22 protein-coding genes and 1 pseudogene are annotated in these 22,873 nt (G+C 42.6%); 8 read left to right on the forward strand and 15 right to left on the reverse strand.

The features are described from left to right. Positions 1-9: 9 nt before the first annotated feature. Complete coding sequence (locus ACFPZG_RS01630) at positions 10-894, reverse strand: LysR family transcriptional regulator (RefSeq protein WP_283733027.1); 885 nt, start codon at positions 892-894, stop codon at positions 10-12. Between the two features lie 242 nt (positions 895-1,136). Here ACFPZG_RS01630 and ACFPZG_RS01635 point away from each other — a divergent pair, with 242 nt between their 5' ends. The 3 genes from ACFPZG_RS01635 (at position 1,137) to ACFPZG_RS01645 (ending at position 3,819) form a co-directional block, all read left to right on the forward strand. Next, the gene (locus tag ACFPZG_RS01635) at positions 1,137-2,456 is read left to right on the forward strand and encodes a GntP family permease (RefSeq protein WP_283733028.1); all 1,320 of its coding nucleotides are present in this window, start codon (positions 1,137-1,139) and stop codon (positions 2,454-2,456) included. A 133-nt stretch (positions 2,457-2,589) separates the two neighbouring features. After that, positions 2,590-3,024, forward strand: coding sequence for a lipocalin-like domain-containing protein (locus ACFPZG_RS01640; protein WP_283733029.1), 435 nt, complete (start codon positions 2,590-2,592; stop codon positions 3,022-3,024). 39 nt (positions 3,025-3,063) lie between these two features. Further along, complete coding sequence (locus ACFPZG_RS01645) at positions 3,064-3,819, forward strand: SDR family oxidoreductase (RefSeq protein WP_283733030.1); 756 nt, start codon at positions 3,064-3,066, stop codon at positions 3,817-3,819. Between the two features lie 178 nt (positions 3,820-3,997). Here ACFPZG_RS01645 and ACFPZG_RS01650 read toward each other — a convergent pair whose 3' ends face one another. Together ACFPZG_RS01650 and ACFPZG_RS01655 are read right to left on the reverse strand one after the other, a co-directional pair. After that, positions 3,998-4,891, reverse strand: a complete 894-nt coding sequence (locus tag ACFPZG_RS01650) for a S16 family serine protease (RefSeq protein ID WP_317940379.1) — start codon at positions 4,889-4,891, stop codon at positions 3,998-4,000. 317 nt (positions 4,892-5,208) lie between these two features. After that, on the reverse strand, positions 5,209-5,817 hold the full coding sequence (locus ACFPZG_RS01655; RefSeq protein ID WP_317940380.1) for a 3'-5' exonuclease: 609 nt from the start codon (positions 5,815-5,817) through the stop codon (positions 5,209-5,211). 192 nt (positions 5,818-6,009) lie between these two features. On the opposite strand from ACFPZG_RS01655, the gene ACFPZG_RS01660 reads away from it, so the two are divergent. Continuing rightward, a complete protein-coding gene (locus ACFPZG_RS01660) occupies positions 6,010-7,488 on the forward strand; it encodes an MDR family MFS transporter (protein WP_283733033.1) in 1,479 nt (492 codons plus the stop codon). A gap of 320 nt (positions 7,489-7,808) precedes the next feature. Here the strand turns inward: ACFPZG_RS01660 and ACFPZG_RS01665 are convergent, their stop codons facing one another. The 4 genes from ACFPZG_RS01665 to ACFPZG_RS01680 form a co-directional block, all read right to left on the reverse strand. Next, a complete protein-coding gene (locus tag ACFPZG_RS01665) occupies positions 7,809-8,951 on the reverse strand; it encodes a polysaccharide deacetylase family protein (RefSeq protein WP_381426385.1) in 1,143 nt (380 codons plus the stop codon). Positions 8,952-9,113: 162 nt separating this feature from the next. Then, positions 9,114-10,379 carry an efflux RND transporter periplasmic adaptor subunit gene (locus ACFPZG_RS01670; RefSeq protein WP_317940381.1) on the reverse strand — a complete coding sequence of 422 codons (1,266 nt, stop codon included), beginning with the start codon at positions 10,377-10,379 and terminating at the stop codon, positions 9,114-9,116. After that, positions 10,379-11,035 carry a hypothetical protein gene (locus ACFPZG_RS01675; RefSeq protein WP_381426386.1) on the reverse strand — a complete coding sequence of 219 codons (657 nt, stop codon included), beginning with the start codon at positions 11,033-11,035 and terminating at the stop codon, positions 10,379-10,381. The genes ACFPZG_RS01670 and ACFPZG_RS01675 overlap by 1 nt, the downstream gene beginning before the upstream one ends. Positions 11,036-11,486: 451 nt before the next feature. Continuing rightward, the gene (locus ACFPZG_RS01680; RefSeq protein ID WP_283733038.1) at positions 11,487-11,930 is read right to left on the reverse strand and encodes a transcriptional regulator; all 444 of its coding nucleotides are present in this window, start codon (positions 11,928-11,930) and stop codon (positions 11,487-11,489) included. 242 nt (positions 11,931-12,172) lie between these two features. On the opposite strand from ACFPZG_RS01680, the gene ACFPZG_RS01685 reads away from it, so the two are divergent. Together ACFPZG_RS01685 and ACFPZG_RS01690 are read left to right on the forward strand one after the other, a co-directional pair. Continuing rightward, entirely contained in the window at positions 12,173-13,753 is a 1,581-nt protein-coding gene (locus ACFPZG_RS01685; protein WP_283733039.1) for a hypothetical protein, read from the forward strand. Further along, positions 13,750-16,494, forward strand: coding sequence for a DEAD/DEAH box helicase (locus tag ACFPZG_RS01690; protein ID WP_317940382.1), 2,745 nt, complete (start codon positions 13,750-13,752; stop codon positions 16,492-16,494). The genes ACFPZG_RS01685 and ACFPZG_RS01690 overlap by 4 nt, the downstream gene beginning before the upstream one ends. A 37-nt stretch (positions 16,495-16,531) precedes the next feature. On the opposite strand, the gene ACFPZG_RS01695 is transcribed toward ACFPZG_RS01690, so the two are convergent. Both ACFPZG_RS01695 and ACFPZG_RS01700 read right to left on the reverse strand, forming a co-directional pair. Beyond that, positions 16,532-16,690: a hypothetical protein gene (locus tag ACFPZG_RS01695; protein ID WP_283733041.1), complete on the reverse strand. Its 159-nt coding sequence runs from the start codon at positions 16,688-16,690 to the stop codon at positions 16,532-16,534. A gap of 267 nt (positions 16,691-16,957) precedes the next feature. Next, positions 16,958-17,413 carry a single-stranded DNA-binding protein gene (locus ACFPZG_RS01700; RefSeq protein ID WP_317940383.1) on the reverse strand — a complete coding sequence of 152 codons (456 nt, stop codon included), beginning with the start codon at positions 17,411-17,413 and terminating at the stop codon, positions 16,958-16,960. 264 nt (positions 17,414-17,677) lie between these two features. Here ACFPZG_RS01700 and ACFPZG_RS01705 point away from each other — a divergent pair, with 264 nt between their 5' ends. Continuing rightward, positions 17,678-18,118, forward strand: coding sequence for a YwpF family protein (locus ACFPZG_RS01705; protein ID WP_317940384.1), 441 nt, complete (start codon positions 17,678-17,680; stop codon positions 18,116-18,118). A 596-nt stretch (positions 18,119-18,714) separates the two neighbouring features. Here ACFPZG_RS01705 and ACFPZG_RS01710 read toward each other — a convergent pair. Beyond that, positions 18,715-19,548 (reverse strand): annotated as a pseudogene (locus ACFPZG_RS01710) (nuclease-related domain-containing protein); the annotation flags it as partial. A 396-nt stretch (positions 19,549-19,944) separates the two neighbouring features. Here ACFPZG_RS01710 and ACFPZG_RS01715 point away from each other — a divergent pair. Then, on the forward strand, positions 19,945-20,211 hold the full coding sequence (locus tag ACFPZG_RS01715) for a hypothetical protein (protein ID WP_317940385.1): 267 nt from the start codon (positions 19,945-19,947) through the stop codon (positions 20,209-20,211). An 83-nt stretch (positions 20,212-20,294) separates the two neighbouring features. On the opposite strand, the gene ACFPZG_RS01720 is transcribed toward ACFPZG_RS01715, so the two are convergent. The 5 genes from ACFPZG_RS01720 to ACFPZG_RS01740 all read right to left on the reverse strand — a co-directional run bounded on the left by ACFPZG_RS01720 (position 20,295) and on the right by ACFPZG_RS01740 (position 22,854). Next, positions 20,295-20,633: a hypothetical protein gene (locus tag ACFPZG_RS01720; protein WP_283733043.1), complete on the reverse strand. Its 339-nt coding sequence runs from the start codon at positions 20,631-20,633 to the stop codon at positions 20,295-20,297. A 90-nt stretch (positions 20,634-20,723) separates the two neighbouring features. Then, entirely contained in the window at positions 20,724-21,110 is a 387-nt protein-coding gene (locus ACFPZG_RS01725; protein WP_283733044.1) for a hypothetical protein, read from the reverse strand. Between the two features lie 56 nt (positions 21,111-21,166). Beyond that, the gene (fabZ, locus tag ACFPZG_RS01730) at positions 21,167-21,610 is read right to left on the reverse strand and encodes a 3-hydroxyacyl-ACP dehydratase FabZ (RefSeq protein WP_283733045.1); all 444 of its coding nucleotides are present in this window, start codon (positions 21,608-21,610) and stop codon (positions 21,167-21,169) included. A gap of 58 nt (positions 21,611-21,668) precedes the next feature. Next, on the reverse strand, positions 21,669-21,998 hold the full coding sequence (locus ACFPZG_RS01735) for a DNA-directed RNA polymerase subunit beta (protein ID WP_283733046.1): 330 nt from the start codon (positions 21,996-21,998) through the stop codon (positions 21,669-21,671). Between the two features lie 19 nt (positions 21,999-22,017). Next, positions 22,018-22,854, reverse strand: a complete 837-nt coding sequence (locus ACFPZG_RS01740; protein ID WP_283733047.1) for a flagellar hook-basal body protein — start codon at positions 22,852-22,854, stop codon at positions 22,018-22,020. Positions 22,855-22,873 lie beyond the last annotated feature (19 nt).

The following is a 22,873-nucleotide window of genomic DNA, read 5'->3' on the forward strand; positions in this document are numbered from 1 at the left end:
CGGTTTTTCTTATTCCAATCGCTGTTTTAAAAATTGGATCCATGCTCTCGTCGCGTATGAAGTATAGCCGTCTTTCTGCCAGACGATGCCTATTTGCCAGTGGACTTCTTGATCGATCAGTGGCAATACTTTGATTCCTAAATGAGAGACTTTTAATTCTGTGACGTCACTTTGAGGCAAGATGCTGATTCCCATATTCGAAGAAACCATCTCAAAAATGAATTTCCACTGTGATGTTTCACAAATAATGTTTGGTTGAAAGCCCATTCTTTCACATTCCTTCATGATAAAACGGCGAACCGCAAAGCCTTCGTGAAAGATGATGAATTTTTCATCCATTAACTCTTTCCATGACACCGATTCTTTGTCTGCAAATGGATGAGTTTCATGAACAAGAAGACGGAGGTCCCCTTTCAAAAACGGAATATAGTTCAGATTCTTATTCTTCGATTCCTCAAGAACAATCAGATCCAGTTCTCCATTATCTAAAGCATTTTTTAAATTTGACTCTCCGTCCTCTACAAAACGGATGAGAATGTTGGGATACCGCTTATAGAAATCAGACATGATGTCTGTGAGAATCTCCGTACCGACTGAGGAGAAAATCCCCATTTTTATCGTGCCTTTCGCAGCATCTTTCACATCGTTCAACTCTTGATTTAATTGTCGAAACAGTTGAGAGAACTGTTCCCCATACTGGTAAAGTAACTTTCCCGTATCCGTTAGTTCCAATTTTCTTGTTGTTCGAATCAATAACTGCGTGTCTAATTCTTTTTCCAGGTCTTTTACCACGTTACTAATTGTTGGCTGTGAAACAAACAGATGATCGGCCGCTTTCGAAAAGCTCCCTTGTTTGACTACTTCAGTAAAATAATGAATTTGTCTACTATCCATACGTTCCCCTCATTTATAGGTTTTTCAAATATATGCTATACATTATATGTATTTTTATTATACTCCTATGGCAATTATAATGGGGACGCAAGGATAAGGAAAGCGATAACAATAGATGAGGTAGTTCTTGGATTCGAGATTTTCCCCTTGCAAATATCTTGAATTAAAGATATTTTCCAGGGTATGGAAATAACCTTTTGGACAAGAATATATCTGAAAAATATATGTAGGGGGAAATAAAAATGGAGAGTATTCAAGTAATAGGTATATTGCTCGCAATTGCATTAATCGTTTTTGCTGCAATGAAGGGCTTTAACATTTTGATCGTTGCACCGATTGCTTCAATCATTGTCATCGTAACAAACCAGATGGATCTTTTCACTTTCCTGGTTGGAGCAGAAAATTCTTATATGACGGGGCTTGCAGGTTTTATTATCAATTTCTTTGCCGTGTTTATTTTAGGTTCTATTTTAGCTAAGTATATTGATACGAGTGGAGCTGCTCATTCAATTGCGCAGAAGATTTTATCAAAAACAGGTACAGATAAACCATTCCCAGTATTAGTAGCACTATTTATTATTACCGCCGTCCTTACTTACGGTGGACTCAGCTTGTTTGTTGTTGTATTTGTACTCGTTCCACTCGCAAAACCATTATTTAAACAATTAAATATTGCATGGAATATCATTACGATTCCGATCATGCTTGGTTTAGGTACATTTACAATGACGATGCTGCCCGCAACACCTTCCATTCAAAATGTTGTCCCAACAGCCTATCTTGGCACAACCCTTACCGCTGCACCACTATTAGGAATCATTGGGACGGTCGTTGCGATTGCTTTTGGACTTTGGTATATGAAATCAGTATTAACTAAAAGTATCGCAAGAGGGGAAACCTTTGCAGATTATGAAGTAGAAGATACGAAAGTTGAAGTGAAGAAAGAGGTTCCCCCATTTTTACTAAGTATTCTACCTATCGTACTTCTAATTGCCATTATCCTTATCGGAAGTGCATTCGAAGTAGCTAATATTATATTAATTGCATTAATATCTTCAATTGTTGTTTCAGCCCTGATTTTCAATAACTATATCCCAAGCCAAAAAGTAGTTGTTAATGAAGGTGCAGTTGGCTCGATTATGCCAGTCTTTTTAACTTCTTCAACTGTAGCTTTTGGTGTTGTTATTACATTGGCACCTGGATTTACCTATATTTCAGAATTCATATTGGGTATTCCAGGGAATCCACTTATCAGTTTATCCATTGCTTCTGCAGCTTTCGGTGCTATTACTGGTTCCGCTTCAGGGTCATTGGGAATTGTAATGGAAGCATTCGCTGACAATTATTTAGCAATGGGAATTGCACCGGAAGCTATTCATAGGGTAGCCGCTATTGCATCGGCAGTATTTACAGTCATGCCGCATACAGGTGTTGTTTTAACCTTCTTTGCACTAACAGGACTGAATCATAAAAACGGCTTTAAATATCAATTTATTGCAATGACGGGTGCGAATTTATTAGCACTCATTGCAGTAATCATTGCAGCGATTCTTATTTATTAATGATTATTTGTGTAAAGGTTCTATGAACAACCATTTATAAATTTCACAAATACATTGTATTGGTTATATGTATTTTTATTATATAAGTTTACCTACTACAATAAGTATAGAAACATTAAGGAGGTAATTAAAAATGACAGTATCTCTACGTGAACAAGTGATTGGGACTTGGTCGTTAGTGTCTTATCAAACGACAGATCAAGATGGAAAGGTTATTTATCCTTTAGGCGAGGATGCAAAAGGGTTCATCATGTACAACCCTGATGGTTATATGTCTGCACAACTTATGGCATCTGGACGCCCAGCTTATGAGTCCGGTGATTTGCATACGGGTACAATCGAAGAAATGGCTCAAGCAGCAAATGGTTATTTAGCATATTCCGGTCGTTTTGAAGTGAACGAAGAAAAACAAGAATTGACTCATCATATGGAAGTAAGTATGAATCCAACGTGGCTTGGGCAGTCTCAGCCTCGTATCGCGAAGATTAATGGTGATGTCGTCGTTATATTTAACGGACTTAAACCAGAAGATAAGCTTACGTGGAAACGCGTGGAAAAGAATCTCTAATTGTATTCAAAAATCTAATGAAGCAAAGGAGAAATACTCATGAAAAAAGATCGTACAGTTATCGTAACAGGTGCAGCACGTGGAATTGGTTATGCAATTGCAGAAGCATTTAGAGATAATGGTGACTTTGTTGCAGTTTTCGATCTAAATGGCGACGCTGCTAATGAGGCTGCAGAAAAATTAGGAAATGCAAAAGGCTACACAGTGAACGTTGCAAGTGAAGAAAGTGTTAAAACTGCAGTTGAACAAGTGATTGCAGAACGCGGAACAGTTGATGTTGTCGTAAACAATGCAGGACTTCAATTTATTTCTTCTGTAGAAGAATTCCCTGAAGAAAAATGGGATTTAGTTGTTGACGTTATTCTTAAAGGTACATTCTTAGTGACAAAACATGCTCTCCCTGCAATGAAGAAGCAAAACTACGGTCGTATCATCACGATTTCTTCAGGACACGGTAGAAGACCTGACCAATATAAATCTGCTTATGTTGCTGCGAAATATGGACAAATCGGTTTCACAAACGTAGTCGCAATGGAAAATGCGAAATTTGGCATTACAGCGAATTCGATCTTACCTGGACCTACTCGTACAGAACTCATTGAAAAACAATTACCTCAGCTTGCTGAACGTGATGGTTCAACGGTTGAAGAAGCGTTAAATCGTCATATCTTAGGCGGTCAATGGTTGGGACGTTTACTGGAACCTTCAGAAATTGCAGCTACAGCGCTATTCTTAGCTTCAGACGGTGCAGCGGCGATCACTGGTGAATCACTTGGCGTTACTGGCGGAGAATAATAATTAAAGATCTAAAAAGAAATCTTCATGTTAAGTGGAGATTTCTTTTTTTGCGTGAGTTTCGGCGTTTATGCGTGAGAAGCTGGATTTATGCGTAAGTTTCTGAGTTTATGCGTGAACTTCTGGATTTATGCTGATCTGGGGAGTTTATGCGTGAGATTTTTGAATTCTGCAATGTTCAAGTAGACCCGTTAAGTTCGTTAATTACAATCACAGCTTCATCAATATGATGAACAGGTATGATTTCAATTGAAAGTTGTTGTTCGGATTTTATAGTTTCCGCTTCCTCCTTATTTGCATATGGAACGATGATATACGGAAAACCATTTTGTTCTGATATCATCATCTTCCCTGCTATTCCGCCCACTTGATTGACTCTTCCATTTGGCTGTAGTGTTCCAGTGACTCCGATTGGAATTTGGTTGTGCAAGCTGCCTTGATGGATCATTCCTGAAAGTCCTAATGCTAGTCCCGCACTGTCGCCTTTAAGGTTTTCTCTGCCAAGAAATTCATTTATAACCACAATATCTTCCTGAATAAAACCTTTTACATTCTCACCCATTACGTGGAATTGCTCTTTGCCAAATCCCAAAAATCGTTTAATTTCATTTGTTTTACTTTTGTACCGATCCCGATTTGTAATCTTATACAAATCAAAAATTTGAACACCGTCTCTATCGTAAATATCCCTTACGATATTCTCTTCATCCAAGTAATGGATGTCATTAAGCCCAATTGCCAAAATATAAATCCCGGAGCTTTGTATGATTTCCTCTGGTTCTCTGTAAACCTCAGCAATAAAGGTATTGCTTTCATATTCTAAGAGTAGTAATTCATAAGCGCAAAAGAGTGATGATAATACGATTATCCAAGTTGCAATAAGGCTCCTAAACTTATCTTTTCGAAAAATAATCAATGGGATTGCAGCAATAATCATTAGAACTATTAATGCCGCTAAAAATACAAAACCGTTTATATGATTCAAGTAATACGCATTCCCGAGTATCCAATAAAGAGGGACTACTATGAAAATGCTATAGACAAATGCTAATAGCTTTGTTGAATTATTCATTTTATGTCCCCTCCCTATTTTCAGATGCAGGTTATTTAATAATATCATTTATTCAACTGAAGGGATGTGTGAAATTTTAGTCGCGGGGAACTTTTTGGACTTCTTTCTTCACATCGCGCTTAATGCTTTTGACAAATAAGGGGTTAGCTTGAAGGCGTTTATGCGGGATTGGTGGGATTTATGCGTGACTGTGACGAGTTATGCTTGTTTGGAGGCGGTTATGCGTATTTTATGGAGTTTATGAGTTTTTGGGAGAGTTTATGCGTTTTTAGTGATGGTTATGTGTTTTTGATTCAAAAAACCGCCAGGATCGGCGGTTATTGAGCGGTGCAGTATTGGTAGATGGCGGCGGTGGCGAGGCAGTCGCCGATTGCGTCGTGGGCGTCGTGTTCGAGTTGGAGGTACTTTGCCAAGGTGCCAAGTTTGTGATTAGGTGTTTCGGTAATTGTTTTTCGTGCGAGTGGAACGGTGTCGATGACTGTGTATTCGGGGATCTGGATGCCTTGGATGTTGTCGAGGGCGTACAGGAATCCCATATCGAACGATGCGTTATGGGCGATGATGGGAAATTCGCCGATGAATTCGATGAGTTCGTAGATTTTTTGTTCAATCGTTGGTGCCCATTCGACCATCTCGTTCGTGATGCCGGTAAGTCTTGTTATCGTGAGTGGTATATGGCGTTCTGGGTTGATGAATGTGTTGAGAACTTCGACGCGCTCGTGGTTGATGAATTTGAGAGCACCGATTTGGATGATGCGGTCAGCGCCTGCGCGGAAGCCCGTTGTTTCAAAGTCAAGGACGATGTAATCGTTGACGTGCTTGGATGTTGTTTTAAATTTCCGCTTTCGGGAGGCTCGCCGGGCACCCCAATTTTGAATGTTCGTCTTTGATTGCAGCAATTCAGTTGCTTTACGATTCGGGCTCATCTTGGATCCACATCCTTATCTATTGTTTCAATTCTATTACTATATTACACGTTTATAAGCATTTTAAACTACTTATCGGTTTGTTCAAAAAAAGAGTTGCAAGGAGGTTGTAGGCATGCTATCATTTTTCCCTTCCGACTATTTTGGAGCGGGAATGCCAACAATAAATAGGCGGATGAGAGGAGTTTATATATGCAGGAAAATAAGAAATACGAGTTTTTAGCGGATGATCCGAATGTGAAGGTCATGCCGATTATGCTTTCACTCATTATCGGTGCTTTTTTTGCGATTTTGAACGAAACGTTACTGAATATCGCACTCATTACACTTATGGATGAGTTTTCAATATCGTTGCCGACCGTGCAATGGATGGCGACAGGCTTCATGCTTGTGATGGCTGTTGTTATACCGATTTCCGCGTTGCTGTTGCAATGGTTCACGACTCGGCAATTATTTCTTGGTACGATGATTGTTTTCACGATTGGTACGATTATTAGTGCCAGCGCACCGGCATTTTCCATTTTATTACTCGGGCGATTGATCCAAGCGGTTGGAACTGGATTGCTGATGCCGATAATTTTCAATGTGTTTTTATTGATTTATCCTCCGGAAAGACGTGGAAAGGTAATGGGAATGATTGGCCTTGTTATCATGTTTGCTCCGGCGATCGGGCCAACTCTTTCAGGGGTGATTGTGGAATACCTTGGATGGCGTTATTTATTCATAATCGTTATTCCGTTCGCGTTGTTTTCGATTGCGTTCGCATATAAGTATTTGGTTAATATATCTGAGGTGACGAAGCCTAAGATTGATGTTATTTCGTTAGTTTTTTCAACAATCGGCTTCGGTGGGATTGTGTACGGGTTTAGTTCCGTCGGGGAAAGTGCAGACGGTTTTCTTAGTGTAAATGTGTTTCCAGCAATACTTGCGGGGGTTGTCGGCATTGTACTATTCGTGCTTCGGCAGTTGAAATTGGAAGAGCCGATCATGGATTTGCGGGTATTTCGCTACCCGATGTTTACGCATGCTGTGTTCATGTTCGTGATTATCATCATGGCGATGTTCGCGTCTGAGATCATTTTGCCGATCTACATGCAGGGGCCATTGGCGTTGACCGCCGCCACTGCTGGTTTAGTGCTATTACCGGGAAGCTTGTTAAACGGCATCATGTCGCCATTCATGGGTCATCTCTTTGATAAATTTGGACCGCGCGTCTTGATGATTCCGGCGACTCTTGTGTTGAGCGGAACGATGTTCATGATGAGCCGATTGACGGTTGACACGCCGATTTGGATTGTCGTTCTTGGGTATATTTTGATCATGCTGACGGTGTCGGCGATCATGATGCCAGCGGAAACGAACGGGTTGAACCAGTTGCCAAAACGATTATATCCGCACGGAACGGCAGTCATGTCGACATTGCAGCCGGTTGCGGGAGCGATTGGAGTTTCGGTGTTCATTAGCATAATGAATGCGAGGCAGTTGAAGTTTTTGGATCAATCCGCAACGCCTAATGATCCAGGGACAGCAAGCTTGGCGATGGTGGCGGGCGTTGAACTTGTTTATTTCATTGCGTTTGCGATGTCGATTGTTGCGGTTGTCCTCGCTTTCATGGTTTATCGTGCGAAGCCTGAGGAAATGGAAGAAATAGTGGGAGAATCGACTGAATAATGATGAAGCAGCCTTTCCGGGGATGGAAAGGCTGCTTTTTTGCTGTGCCATCGTAGGCGGATATGCGTGAGTTTGCGAGTTTATGCGTTTCTGGCGGGATTTATGCGTATGTGGTTGTGGTTATGCGTGAGTTTATGGATTTATGCGTATGTAGCTGCGATTATGCGTGAGTTTGTGTATTTATGAGCTTTTGGGGGAGTTTATGCGCATATGACCGTGGATACCTTTGAGTATATGGATTTTTCGTTCGCGCTGAGTGCACTTAACAAATAAGAGATTTTTAAAACTGCCGCGCAGGAAGATCTGGGCGGCAGGTGAAATTAGAGCATCGGATCCCGAAGGAAGTTGGTGACGATGTGACTTTCTGGCTTGTATGTTTTCAGATCATAGCCTTCCTGTTGGAGCCATTCGATGATGCGCGGCAAGGCGATTGTCGTTTGGCTGCGGTCGTGGAGTAAGATGACAATGGAGCGGTTGCCGGAATTATAGGCACGATTGACTCCGTTTTTGACATTTAGATAGATTTGATTGGCCTCTTTGTCCGTGTATCGCCAATCATTCGAGTCGACGTCCCAGTCCCACATTTTATAGCCGCTTTGAATGAGTTGTTTTTGCATGGAAGAGGTGACTAATGGCGAGCTGCCGTATGGGACGCGAACAAGCTTGTTGTCTTTCCCTGTCATCTGCTTGACCAATTTTGCACCTTCATGCATTTCATTGTAGAAAGCGGTTGTTGATTTATAGATTTTTTGCTTGTCGTGGCTCATGCTGTGTGATCCGATGTAATGCCCGTCGGCGTTGACAGAGTTGACGATATCTTTGTTGTTTTTCATATTGTTGCCGAGGAAGAAAAATGTGGCGGATACATTATATTTTTTTAATGTGTTGTTATTTTTCACTGTGAAGTTATTTGGCCCATCATCAAAGGTCAGGTAGACGTCTGCTTTTTTCGGCTTCTGAATGAATGCGGTCTGCTTTTTATTCACATAATCTCGTATGACACCTTCATAATCCACGTGGCTAATATGGGGATAGTTGTCCCGGTAAATGCGTAAAGTATAGTGCTTAGGGAAATATTCGAGCTGGAAGTCAAATTCATTCGTCAGATACTTTAAACTGACGAACAGTTTATTGTTTTCATCAAGAATAAGCGGGGTATCGAATTTCTTATCCGTAGGCAATTTCAATGTTATTTCTTTCCCATGCTTCGACAATTTAACTATATCGGTTTCCTTATTAACAGTTATGTACAAGAACTTTGTTATGTCCTCGAACAACACTTTTGTATCTCCATTGATAACACGGATATCCTCAATTGGCAGCATTTTATCATGAAGTCCGATGTATCTCTTCGGCTCACTTGCAGCTCCAGCCTTATTTGCGGTAAGTATAAATGATAGGATTATGATTGCTAGAACGATTACTTTTTTCAATTTACCTTCCCCGTTTCTTTTGATTATCATGTTTCACTATATTAAGTGGGACGATGAAGTAGAATCGAAATAAGTTTGGAGCGTTTGGTATGTAATTTCTATACACATTTCATAATTGATATGTACTCGTAGATTATGCCTAATTGCGGGATTTATGCCCGAATAAAAAAACCGCCACGTGGGCGGTTTTCGTTATTGGCTTATGCCGTATTTTAAGTAGTTTTTCCACCCGAATCCCCGCCATTGCTCCTTTTCGGGAAGTTCGAGCGGGAAAGGGAAAAATACTTTGAACGGGGTGCTGTATTTGGATAAGTCGTCATCGTAAATCACGACGTCCCCTATTTTCAGACCATCCGTTACGACTGCTCGGTTGGTCGATTCAAATGGAATGATAATTTCAGTTTTGGTGGCTCGACCATGATCATTTAGTTTCCAAGCAATCGCGGTGTTATTGGTGTAGGATTCAAGCCAGTGAATCTTTATGGTTACTGCATCAGCTTCGTTGACAACGATTTTCGCGTTTACATTCGCTCCAAATGGTAAAGTCGAAAGCTCATTCGCTGGTTGTATACGAATTTCATAGAGTTCGAGAGGATTTTTCCGTTCTTTCGTATCCAATTGATCATAAGCTTGTCGCCATCTATCATCCGTTGCAGGCACTTCCGAGACAGCTAAAACTGCCCCTTCGATGACAGTGTCCAAATTGTTTTGTTGGATGCTGACAAAGTCTCCTACTTCGACCTTCTGCCATTCATCAAGGGAAACATATGTGGAAATCACTTTTGTGTCGCTATATAGTTCCGTCGCAAGTGTGGTACCGTATTTATTCACATTAGCGACCGTGCCATCTACTGGGCTGACTAATGCCGGACGTGCTGAGGTTTGTGTTAGTTGTGTTTGCACTACAGTCAATTTGCGATTAATCCCCGATAGTTCCCTTTCGGCTTCGGCAATTGCCTGGGCATAGGTTCCGTCCTGGCTAACTTGGACATTAACATTCAACTCGATATCTGTTTCGTCCAGCGTTTCTGTAGTATTAACACTTGTGTTATCTTCGTCAGTCCAACGTTCTGATTCCAAGCTTGAGAGGATCGACTCGATGGCATTTCGTTGTTCAAGAAGCCCTTCTTCTTCCGCTCGCCAAGCTATAAGCTGATTGTCAGCTTGTTCTGTCTGCAGAAGTGCGATTTCATCTCCAATTCGGACCTTGTCCCCCTCTTTCACGAGCCATTCCTCGATTGTGTCGTCATCGCCGACGTAGACCGTGAATATTCCTTCTGGTGAAACAAGCCCTTCTTTATGGATTTCTTCCACAAAATGACCCGGTGTCATGCGCTCGTACTTATTTACATATACTGATTTTGAAATCATGCTATTTTTCGAGAATAAAAGGTGGACATTGACCGCGATGAACATGCTGATAATGAGGGCAACGGTGATGCTCATTCGTTTATTCATCAAAAGCCACCTCCGAAAACCGAATTCAGCATGGAATTGAACGGGATAAATGCGACTGATGCTGTAATTAGGGCCATCGCCGTATGCAGGCCGACTAACATCCATAAATATGCTCTTCGGTTCTCATGCTGGAGATACCCCGTTATGAATCGGAATTGCAGCGAGATGATGAGCGCACTTGTGATCGTCAATTGATTAAGAAAAAGGATCAAATACCAACTCTCCATTACAGTTGCGGCAAGCGGGCCGAATGATAGGAATGATAGGTTTACAGTTACTCCTTTTATTGCAAAAACCATAAAAATAATCGCCTTTTCCATCAGCAATATGCCTGTTATAAGCACTTGCAGCGGAACAAGCCGAGAATAGGGGATTTTCGTGATCCAAGAAAGAATCAAAGCGACCCCGAAAATATGAAAACCTATGTAAAGAAGTGACCAAATAATAGTGCCCGCAAGAGAAGCAAATCTTGCAATTATGTAGTCTGTTGTTGTCATTGAAACCATTAACGATGTTAGTGTTTCAGTATTCATGCCCCAAATATTTCTTAACGAAAAAAGGATAATTCCCGTGACTAATACTATTATTAACCTTCTAGTGAAGTTACGCATCTTACCAGTTTGTAGATTTGAAGCAAGCTCATCTGACCTCGTCAAGTAGTGCCAAAACCTGTATTCATAGAACATAGCGACAATCCTTTCTGCTTATAAATGCTGAATTTATAAAGGTTCCATTAATACTACTTTATCAAAACCTAAAGATTTTTCAATTTTCGTAGAGTCCAATGAATGGAAACAGGTCTTTTTGGTCAGTCTAAATGGAATAACTTTTATTTCCTAAGTGTCAAATTTCCCGGGAAATCGACAAAGGAGCGGATTTTCATGAATAATGATGAAAAACATCGATTCACAATACAAGACTTCCTATTCGGCCTAACCGGATCCACTGTCTTCGTGATCGCCCTACACTTCTTCACCAGCTAAAAGTTAGTTAGTTAGTTAGCAAGCAATCTTCTATACCCACAAACTATTTATCGTAAACTACAAAAATAAAAAACACTCATCGTTTACTTACGATAAGTGTTTTTTCATGAGTTGATATTCAAAATTAGAGCATTCCTTCCGTTAATTGTATAAATAAGCTTCGGTTCTTCGTCTCTAACGCATAGTCAATCATGCGATCGTAATATTCCGCTTCAAGTTCCTCAATAAGATAGCCTGCCTCCTCAATAACCACTTCAGGCACTTCAATTTTCAACTTCAACGTCCCTTCAAGTATTGTCGAAAGATGCAAATGTAGATCCGATATAAGCAGCAACTGATAGAGTGGTAGTCGAATGAACTTGCTCCCTCGCTGGAAGACGAATACCTCACCTAAATTCTCGACCTGCAGACTTTTCACGTTCACAACGATTTCTTTCCCTTCGGATGGCACAAACTGATACACTTCACCGCCCTTAATAATGGAAAAATACTGATAGGCAAACACGAGCCTAAGTCGGAAATCTTCCTGGCTTGTGAAAAACGGCGTCATACGTTGAACAGAAAGCATCTTCATCCCTCCATCATTGAATATTCCGATTATTATTATTCTATCACAGTTGTGACTGTTTTGTGAATGATTTGTTCTCTATAGTATTCAATGCTTCTTGAATAAATGCTTATCTTTGAATTTAGATTTCCTTCAGTTTCACTTGAATCCTATTGAAAACACCAGTTTAAAATGAAATCGTTTACGGTTGCGGTCTAAAACCTTTATAATGAAGGGAATGCTTAGTTTTAGGGAGTGAGCCAATGCACATGACAGTAGAACGTGTTTCTTATTTGCATGAGCGTAAAATAGATGAGTTGATGCATACAATCAGACATTCCTTCCGTCCGGATATTCATAGAGAGGCACAGATCATCAGGAAGGCAATTTCCATTGTCCGAAGGGGGTCTTTCACTAACACTTGGTGCGAAGATGACGGTTCGGCAATGGAGGCGACACTTGTCGATGAGGGTGAAGCAATCGACGTGAAGATCGCCTTTCCTGAGACGGAGTTGACTTGCTCCTGCGGGGAAAGTGAATGGTGTGCGCATAAAATAGCGATTGTCTTTTTCCTGTATGCCCGATTCCAGTCGTTAACGGAATGGCAGCATGATTGGCAACGAAGAGAGGTAGAACAAATGGCACTATCCATTTCAGAACGTACGCCAAATGCATGGAACAGTGCGTTGTATAGACTGACGAAACCACTTCGTGAGATGGACCCTAATGAAAGTCCGAATGTATTCATTCATGAATCTTCGTTATTGGACCAAAAGGTGATTCCTCTATCCCCTTTCGAATATGAGTGGAAACCATTATTTGAATTGTTCTACCGCATGCACCTCATAGATGCCGCATGGGAGTATCTCCGGATGCAACTGGAGGAATCCAACCAATTCACGTACCGGCAGTGGCAGATACAGACGTGGCTCAACGAACAAATTGGAAAATTGCGGAGCCAGGTCCAAGCGTTAGGCAAAAATCCTCGACCATTTGAGACGGATGCTTTTTATAATGCGTTGAAGATTGACTTCCCGGGATTGGTATTACGCCATCATGGGCTTTTCCAGGCACGCCTTGATATCTATTCAATACTGTGGGATTTTTTGTATCGCGATCAGGCTTCGAAGGAAAAAGAGCTCGCTTCGTTGCGGGAACATGATTCAGTGGATGCACCGTTTTTTGCCGCTTTCTTTTATTTAACTCAAGGGGATGATGAATCCCTTGCAATAGTTGCGGAAAAAGCGGGCGGTGAACTTTTGGATCATTGGCTACCGTTAGCCGATAAAGCAGCGGAGATGGAAGAGTACGAGGCACTATCCATCATTATGAATACGATTTTTCCACATATCAGATCCTTTTTTGAATCAATCAAGAATTCGAACGAAGGCTATCACTTTATACGTAAAATTGACGGTTTGTTAGAAGAAGCCGCCTTCACCGAAGAACGGCGGGAAGAGCTGTTCATGCTCTACGGGTCAGCTGGTGTGGACACATTCGGCGACTTCCTCATTGAACGAAAACGTTTTGCCGAATGGGCAGCCCTGATGCATAGGTTCAATGTTCCCTATGACGGGATTGATCCTGACACATTGAAATTTGTGCTCTCAAATGATTCCGCTGCTGTCATGCCTTTGCTCCATACGTATGCAATACGGTTCATCCAGGAGAAGAACCGTCATAGCTACCGCCGCGCGGTAAAATTGTTCAAGAATATGAAGGCCGGCGCGAAAAAGAGCGGAAAAGCGGATTTCTGGAATCGGTATATCGACACGGTTCGCGAGCAGTTCAAAAGGCTCCGTGCGTTATCCGAAGAAATGGAAAAGGGGAACTTGAATCTATGACGAAAAAGGGTACTTTGAATCTTCATTTTGATTTGTCGATCAATCGAAATGCACTTGGCAGTTATACGGTTTCCGCCACGGATTCTTCGGGACGCTCTATTGATCCGGAAAGGCTTTCTTCTTTTCTGTTCTTCAATAATGAGCAGGCTATGTACGGTTTGTTGGCGACGACGGATGAAAAAGGCGTCCATTTGAACACGAATGATTTTATTCAAGTATTTTCCGGCAAAACGCATCCTTTTGCTACGTTCGGTGGATCAGCGTCTGAGGATGAAGACCATTTGACAGCTTTGCGTGAGGCCGCGAACGTTTTGTCCGAAACGGATTTTTGGCATCATGTTGAGATGGACGCAGGGAAAATCCGATTTGACGAGGATAAGCTCAACCTTTCCGTTTTTACTTCGATGATTTTGCATGATGCGATTCGAGAAAAAATCGAAGCTTCGGGAATGCGAATGGAACAGTTGCCTGCGCTGTTGCCGCATCTACGCGAGTTTGGGTGGCCGGGTGAGTCCGTTTCGAACATGCCGATGCGTGTTGCTTTCCGTTTGACGGAGCCGGATGCCGAAACGGATACGGAGTGGTTGTTAGAAACGGTTGTCGTAAGTGAACGAGGAACGCATTGGACGCCTGCTGTTCGGAAAATGAATGCAGATATTGCGGATGCGTTACCTGCCAAATGGAAAGATTATGCTGACGAAATTTCGGAGAAACAGTCCGAGATGGTGTCTTTCCTACGTTCGATTGAGGTGGAGCCGGGCAATCGCTTTTTGTCGATGCCGATGTCTGATCCCGAGGTTCGGATCTTTATCCAGGAAGATTTGCCGGTTTTTCAGTCTTTCGGTTTTCCTGTCATTCTCCCTGCTTGGTTGAAGTCGGTGACGGAGTCGAAGATGCGCGTCCGTACGAGTGCGAGTGTGCAGTCGTATCGCGCTGCTGCTGGTTTGGATGAAGTACTTTCATTCGATTGGAACTTTTCTCTTGCCGGAAAGGAGATCGACAAGGATTCATTCCAAAAGTTGGTTGACGAGAATCGAGAGTATATCCGTTCCGGTGATGAATGGTTCCATATCGATCCGCTCTGGCTGAAGCGGATCCGCGAGCTTATGGAGCAAGCGGATTCCGGTGAGTGGACGGTGAAAGATCTTCTGTTCCAGGAGATTCCTGAGGAGATTATTCCGATTGATGATGACGAAGAATCGGACGATCCCCTTCTTGCGTTTTCGATGAAGCAGTCGTTGCGTGATTATGTCGATATGATTTCGAATAAACATGGGCTTCCTGATGCAGGAGTGCCTGCGAATTTGAAGGCAGAGCTTCGACCGTATCAAATTGAAGGCTATAATTGGCTTGTTTTCATGCGCGAGTATAATTTCGGCGCTTGTCTGGCGGACGATATGGGACTTGGGAAGACGATCCAGCTGATTTCCTATTTGTTGAATATCCATGCGCGACCTGAAACAGTAGCTCCTTCATTGATCATTTGCCCGACGAGTGTTTTAGGAAACTGGCAGAAGGAAATTGAGCGGTTTGCGCCAACGCTTGTTGTCCATACGCATTATGGTCCGTCACGGGCTAAGGATGAAGAATTTGAGAAGCTTGTTGCCGAACGAAAGCCGGATGTCATTTTGAGTACATACGGGACAGTGACGCAAGATGATGAGACACTTGGCGGAACTGTGTTTGCGAGCATTACGCTTGACGAGGCACAGAATATCAAGAATATGCAAACGAAGCAGTCCCGCGCGATTCGCAAATTACATGGTGACCATCAGATTGCGTTGACCGGTACGCCGATCGAGAACCGTTTGTCCGAGCTTTGGGCGATTTTTGATTTTATTCACAAAGGGTATTTCGGTAGTTTCCGAACGTTTACAGATCAGTTCATCATTCCGATTGAACGGGATGATTCGGAGCTTGAGAAACGGAAACTTCGTGCAAAGATCAGGCCGTTTTTATTGCGTAGGACGAAAAACGATCCTGATTTGCAGTTGAATCTTCCGAAGAAGCTTGAACAGAATGAATATTGTCCGCTCACTACTGAGCAGGCGGCGCTCTACGAAAGTTTCATAGAGGATACGAAGTTCAAGCTTGATACGTTGACGGGCTTTGAACGAAAAGGGCTTATTTTGAAGATGTTAAGCCGCTTGAAGCAACTTTGCAATCACCCAGGTCTTTTCCTGAAGGAACCACATGCGCCCGCCGCGCAGATGTTGGAGCGGTCGGTGAAGCTGAATCGAATTGTGTCGATGGCCGCGGATATTGCGGCAAATGGCGAACAATGTCTCATTTTTACGCAGTATATCGGAATGGGTCAATTGATCCGCCAATGTCTGAGCGAGTTGCATGATATTGATGTCCCTTTCCTATCAGGCAGCATGCCGAAAGGGCAACGTGATCATTTAGTTGAGGCGTTCCAGGCCGGTGAATTCCCGATTTTCATCCTTTCATTGAAAGCAGGCGGTACTGGATTGAACTTGACGGGTGCTAATCATGTATTGCATGCGGATCGTTGGTGGAATCCGGCGGTTGAAAATCAGGCGACTGACCGTGCGTACAGGATTGGCCAGACGAAGTTTGTCCATGTCCATAAGTTTGTGACTGTCGGTACGATTGAGGAGAAGATTGATAAAATGCTAACAGAGAAAGCGGCTCTGTCCGCAGATTTGATCCAATCGAGTCAATGGCTCACGGAATTGTCCGATACGGAATTGGATGATTTATTGTCTTTTGAACGGTAGTCTTGATGCCCTAATTCTTTTCAGGAATTAGGGCTTTTTATATTCTCATTTTTGGTTGCCGTTTATGTATGGATACGACTTTTCCAAGTTGTTTTGATTCGATATCCACCATCCGTTCGTTCAGTAATGCAAGGATGCGGATCAGTTCTCCGACTTGCATTTCGAGTCGAATGATCTTTCTTTCCATCTGTTCCATTATGCGTTACCCCCTTTTTCAGATTTACGGCGGGAGCGGTCCCCGCCGCTTTTTGGTCGGCCGGATCATCGTGGCCATTGCAGCAAGCATTCCTTCAATGGAAGGCAATGCTTCCCCTTTGGATATGGACGAACCCCCATCCATCCAGTATCCATATTCCTTTACATCATTTTTGCTTCGTAGATATTCTCATTTCATTATTTAGTTTTGTGTACAAATACCTTTCGCTTTCTTGCCATCCCTCCCCATATGTATCGTCCCGATGGGTTAATAAATCGGCAAGCCGTCTTTCTCCTCCTGTGGCAAATGAAACTTCGACTTTACGTTTTCTTGTTCACTATTACTTTCACTGGACTGTTGCTGCACATTGGATTCAGGCTCATCGTACAGGTTTTCGCTGCTCCTGCGTTTCGTAGAAAGGAACCTAATTTCTTCACCGATTACTTCCGTTACAAATACACGACTTCTGTCTTCCCTTTCATACGTTCTTGATTGGATACGCCCACCGACCCCAATTAAGGATCCTTTCCCACAATGCTTCGCCGTATTTTCCGCAGTTTTCCCCCAGGCCGTGCAAAGGATAAAATCTGCCTCCACTTCGCCATGCTGATTCTTAAATTTGCGGTTCACGGCAAGGACGAAGCTTGTTTGCATCCTTCCTTCCGACAACCTTCTCAAAATTGGATCCTTCGTAATTCGCCCAACAAGTGCAACCTGATTCACTGTTTCCCCTCCCTCCATCTCTTGATGCCCTTATCATACAAAGCGAGTGGTCAAACTGACAAACCGGCAAAAATGAGTTTTGGGGGTGAAATTTGCGAGTTTCGGCTGCTTTTTTGGGTGATTTTGAGCCCTTTTATTTCCAAATGTGATACTGTCGAGGTTTGCAAGTTTTCATTTATTCGAGATAATTCGAGTTTGGCATGTTTCTAAAGTTTTTTTCGGCTGTATGGTATACTTGAGCAAAAAGTGAGGCGGGTGGCGCGTTTGAAGACTTTTAAAATGTTATCTGTCGGTGTTTTGATTGATGATAAGATTCAAGACTTTCCGTTGATTGATGGGATAATTATTAATCAAGAGAATAGTCATCGGATGTGGATTCTTGAGATGTTCATCGATAAGCAGCATGAGGAGCTGTTCCAGGGTTGGAAGGATTCCGGAGAAGTATTGGATACAAGTGTCGTCATCTCCTACCCGGAAAATGAGCCCGCAGGATTCCGTGTGGCGGTAGATACTGTTCAACAGATCGGGGACAATATTTCCGTTTTGATGAAGGGTCGCTTGAAGCGCGCCCGCACTCAATACGCCGAGCATTTATTGGAAGAGTTGATTACTGAGGGGTTATTTGGTGAGGATTTGTTGCGGCGGTTTGAATCCGATATGCGTGAGAGGCCACGGTTGAAGAAGGATCGGGAGAAGGAGGATTAAGAGTTAGGCTACGGGAAGTCGGCGGCGTTCTATGGGAAGTTCAGGCGGGTCTATGGGAAGTCCGGGACGTTCTATGGGAAGTTCAGGCGGGTCTATGGGAAGTCCGGAACGTTCTATGGGAAGTTTCGGCGAGTCTATGGGAAGTTCGGGACGTTCTATGGGAAGTCGGCGGCGTTCTATGGGAAGTTTCGGCGGGTCTATGGGAAGTCGGCGGCGTTCTATGGGAAGTTCAGGCGGGTCTATGGGAAGTCCGGGACGTTCTATGGGAAGTTTCGGCGGGTCTATGGGAAGTCCGGGACGTTCTATGGGAAGTTTCGGCGGGTCTATGGGAAGTTTTGCTGGAAATCCAACCCCTTGATTTGTCAAATGCACTGAGCGCGACGGGATGAAGGTCAATGCTGAGAAATTCTCGCGGGACTTTTCTGGCTTGCCAATTGGCTACATTTCGCGCCAAATGCCTTTGACCAATAATTGGTTTTCTATGAGATTTAGGCCGCCGGAATTGATGGGAATTTTACAATGTTAAATGAGGGTAATTAGTAACTATAATAGCTACACGGCAGCCCCCGGTTCCTATAATTTCATTGTATTTTCAATTAATGCAAGGATTTTTTATCTAACTCAATTTCATAGTGTGAAAACCTGCCACTGCCAACCATTTTCTTTGAAGACCTTCGTAGAAGGTTTTTTGCGACATAGCGGCAGTCATTTTGTGCAAAATACCTGAATTCGCGATTCGTCATTGTATTTTTAATTAACATAAACCAATCCCTCATTGCCTCCTCGTGTTCATTGCTGCCATTATACCTACAAACGTGGCAATACCATCTTCTATCTTGCCATTTCATATGAAAACTTCCGCACTCTGGACAAATAACACCTGGCCGAATCTTTGAAGGATCAATATCAAATCTATTTGCCATCGGAAATGGATTGAATTCCTGGTGACTTTTACATATTTCATTGGCTAAGGATATAATTCCCTCTTTGCTAATAATTTGCCGGTCAACATTTAGGGACCTAAGATACAACGGGACGTCATAGGTGAACATAATATCCATTTCCGGTTTTGCTTCGATTTGTAATTCATTATTGTAAGCAAACGCGACAATTCCCTTTATCGGAATTTGGATATTTCGCTTCCTTAGCCAACTATCGAGGAAATGAATCTTTCGTTCAATTTCCGTTATTGGACTACGCATTGATATTCTTTTTCCATTTGGAAACTCTTTGATGAACTGCAGTGGATTCGGTTTAACGACTATTTTTTCAGCAAAATTTTTCACTTCGGTTATGATGATGGATGCTGGAGAAATTAAAATTGAATCCATTTGAAAATAAACGCCTTCAAACTTTAGTGAAACGTCATGCAAAATGGCGTGGGGATAGTGTGGCTTGAACTCCAACATATATTTATCATATTGGCATTCTCCCGCATACCCTGCTTTTTAATTATATAGTTTCTCTGCAATTCTTTTTTTATTTTCATTCTCATTCGCCAACCTCCTTTCCAGTGCAATCAATCCTTCGATCTGCTTTGTCTTTTCCCGTAATTTAATAATCACATTCTCACCTCAACAAACATTGTATATCGTTGTCTACCAATTTGTAATAGTTTGAGGCAAATGCAAGTTTTCGTTGAAATATGAAAATTTCATTAAATCGGAAGTTGAGGTAGGTCAGAAGCTTTATATTTGTCAAATTCACTATGCGCGATAGGAAGTAAGGTAAATCAATTTAAATTCCCGCGGGATTTTATATCTTTTTTATGGCAACATTTTGCGCTAAATGCTTTTGACAAATAAGTGTTTTTTTTATAAGGGAATGTGGTCATTATATCGGAAGAGGATGCGGGGTTACGGGAAGTCTGCTGTGTTCTATGGGAATTACAACACATTCTATGGGAAGTCCACCACGTTCCACGGGAAGTCACCGCGGTTCTATGGGAAGTCCACCGCAATCTATGGGAAGTCCACCGCATTCTATGGGAAGTCACACCGGATCTATGGGAAGTCCAATGCGTTCTACGGGAAGTCCACCGCATTCTATGGGAAGTCACATCGGTTCTATGGGAAGTTCCACTGAGTCTATAGGAAGTCCACCACGTTCTATGGGAACCCGCCATTTAAATCAAAAAAACCGCCAATAAATGGCGGTTTTTCTTTGTGGCTTGTGGTTAGCGGTTGTTAGTTCCGTTGCGATCGATGACGCCATTTGGAGTTGTTGTGTTGTCATTCATGGTTCCGTTGTTACGGTTATCATTATTTAGGATTCCGTTGTTGGTACGGTTGCCGTCATTAATGATTCCGTTGTCATTCACACCGTTGTTCACACCGTTGCCGTTGTTGATGCCATCATAATTTGGTCCGGCACCGTTATTGACTCTTGGCGTTAAATCACGTGTACCGCGGTCGATAGCTTCCATCGGCGTTTCGTTGTTCTTTGGAACGTTGTTGTTACACGCAGTTAGGATCAATCCGGATACGAGTACGAACGGTATCGCTTTTTTGTACATGTACAATTCCCTCCTTTCCACAAGCCTCTATCATACAAACTGTATGATACTTGTAGGTTGGCTCAAAAGGAGGGAACTATCCATACTTTTTTATTGTTTTTCCATTCGTTCTTTAAGCAATGTTTCAACGTAGGCCGCTTCTGCTTTGCAGTGAAAGTTCATGTAGCTGTCGAGCTTTTCCTGCAGCATCTGGATGTTTGCAACTTGTTCTTCAGATGGCGGTTCGCTCAGAATGCGGTGAATGACTTCGTTGATTCGCTGGGCGAGGTCTTCGTGGAAAGCGGGATCGTTTTTCATTTTATCTGGAATTTTTGAGTACCACAGTGCTTTTGTGGTGATGTATTCCCGCCATGTTTTGATGAATTCCTCGATGTCGTATTCGTCTTCATCCCAGTTGATGCTTGTCATATATTGCTCAAAAGTTTGAGTGATGGAACGCGTGATGCTGCTTTTTATATTTGGAGAAAGATCTTTCATGACTTTTGGTACCTCCTACAATATATCGTGCATGAATTATGCGCTTTTGCACATTCTTAATTCGATTCGCTTGCAGCTGGCCCAAGGGCAAATGTGATTTCCGTTTCGCAGGCGATTTCGCCATCTACGGTTGCAACTGCTTTCCCTTTTCCAATTGTCCCGCGCATTCTTGTGATTTCTACCTCAAGTTTCAATGTGTCACCTGGAACGACTTGTCGTTTGAAGCGGCAATTATCTATACCCGCAAAGAACGCAAGTCTACCCCGATTTTCCTCTTTTTGCAACATCGCCACTGCACCTACTTGCGCTAGTGCTTCGACAATTAGAACTCCTGGCATGACTGGATATCCTGGAAAATGGCCATTAAAATAATCTTCATTTATCGTAACGTTTTTCAAGCCCACTGCTCGTTTCCCTTCGTCAATCTCAGTAATCCTATCGACAAGAAGGAATGGATAGCGATGTGGAATTATTTTTTGAATCTGCTCTGCTGTTAGCATAACCTTCCACCTCCATAAGTATGTATACTTTTATAATGAAATGAAAACGAAAGAGCCTTTACGACTCTTTCCCTTTTATGATATCAATGATGTGAATCCATGTTTCTTTTTTAAGCGCATCTTCCGGATTGCCGTCGCCGATGTATCCGTAGCCTATTGTCGTACCAAGGGCCACAGCTCCCCCCAATAACAATAGGACGAGTATGATCCTAAGCCAAATCGGTATGATTCGGACTTGTACCCAAATCCGACCCTTTGCACTCGGTTCCTCTTTTTCAGGTTTCCGCTTCCTTTGCTGGTTGCGCTCTGAGCGGGAGACGACGGTTTGCTGTTCCGTATTGTCTGTTGTATGGTCCCAACTGGGATTCTTTTGCTTATCTTCAATCATATCGAATTCTCCCTAACGCTTATCGAATGTTATTGATCAAACCTAACATTTGATCGGCAAGCGTGACTGTCCGTGCGTTGAATTGATAAGAACGTTGTACACTAATGAGGTCCGTCATCTCTTTTTGGAGATTCACATTGGATGCTTCAAGCTGTCCATTCTCCACTCCGATCTGACTTCGATTCGCGCCGATCATCTCCGTTAGTACGTCCTCAGGATTCACGCCTAATTCATCCATATTATCAGGAAGTGAGAATAATGTCGCGGACAAGCGATTCATCAAGTTGGGACGTTCAAACTTAGTGATGCCCATTTGATATTGACGGATTGTCTCATCCTTATCCGTTACCTGAAGGACACCTTCCGGAAGCAACGTGTAATTTTTTACATTGTCTGCGAAAACAATCGGCTCGCCAGCACTATTCGCAATCGCGTAGCCGTCCCCATTGACAAGCATGAGGTTGCCGCCCTCTACAGGTGAAACATAGAAATTTCCTTGACGCGTGTAAACCGTCTGCTCACCATTTTCGGTGTGTCTAATGAGATTGAAGTACTGTTTCGGTGTCGTCAACGCAAAGTCGAGTTCCCGTCCTGTCGTTTGCAATGTGCCGACAGTAGTATTCATTTGCACGGATCCTAACATTGCACCGACGCCATAGCGGATTCCTGCCGGTGATTTGCGCTCTGCCGTATCGGCCTTATCATTATTGAATTGTTGGTAAAGCAATTCCTGAAAATTGGCTGCACCGGACTTGTATCCATGAGTCGATGAATTTGCAAGGTTGTTTCCGATTAAGTCGATTTGGCTCTGTAATTGATTCATCGTATTTACTGCTGTTGCCATCGATCGTATCATTCGTTCCCGCTCCTTTTAC

Origin of the sequence: Sporosarcina thermotolerans (genome assembly GCF_042658975.1) — a bacterium.
Taxonomy (GTDB): Bacteria; Bacillota; Bacilli; order Bacillales_A; family Planococcaceae; genus Sporosarcina; species Sporosarcina thermotolerans.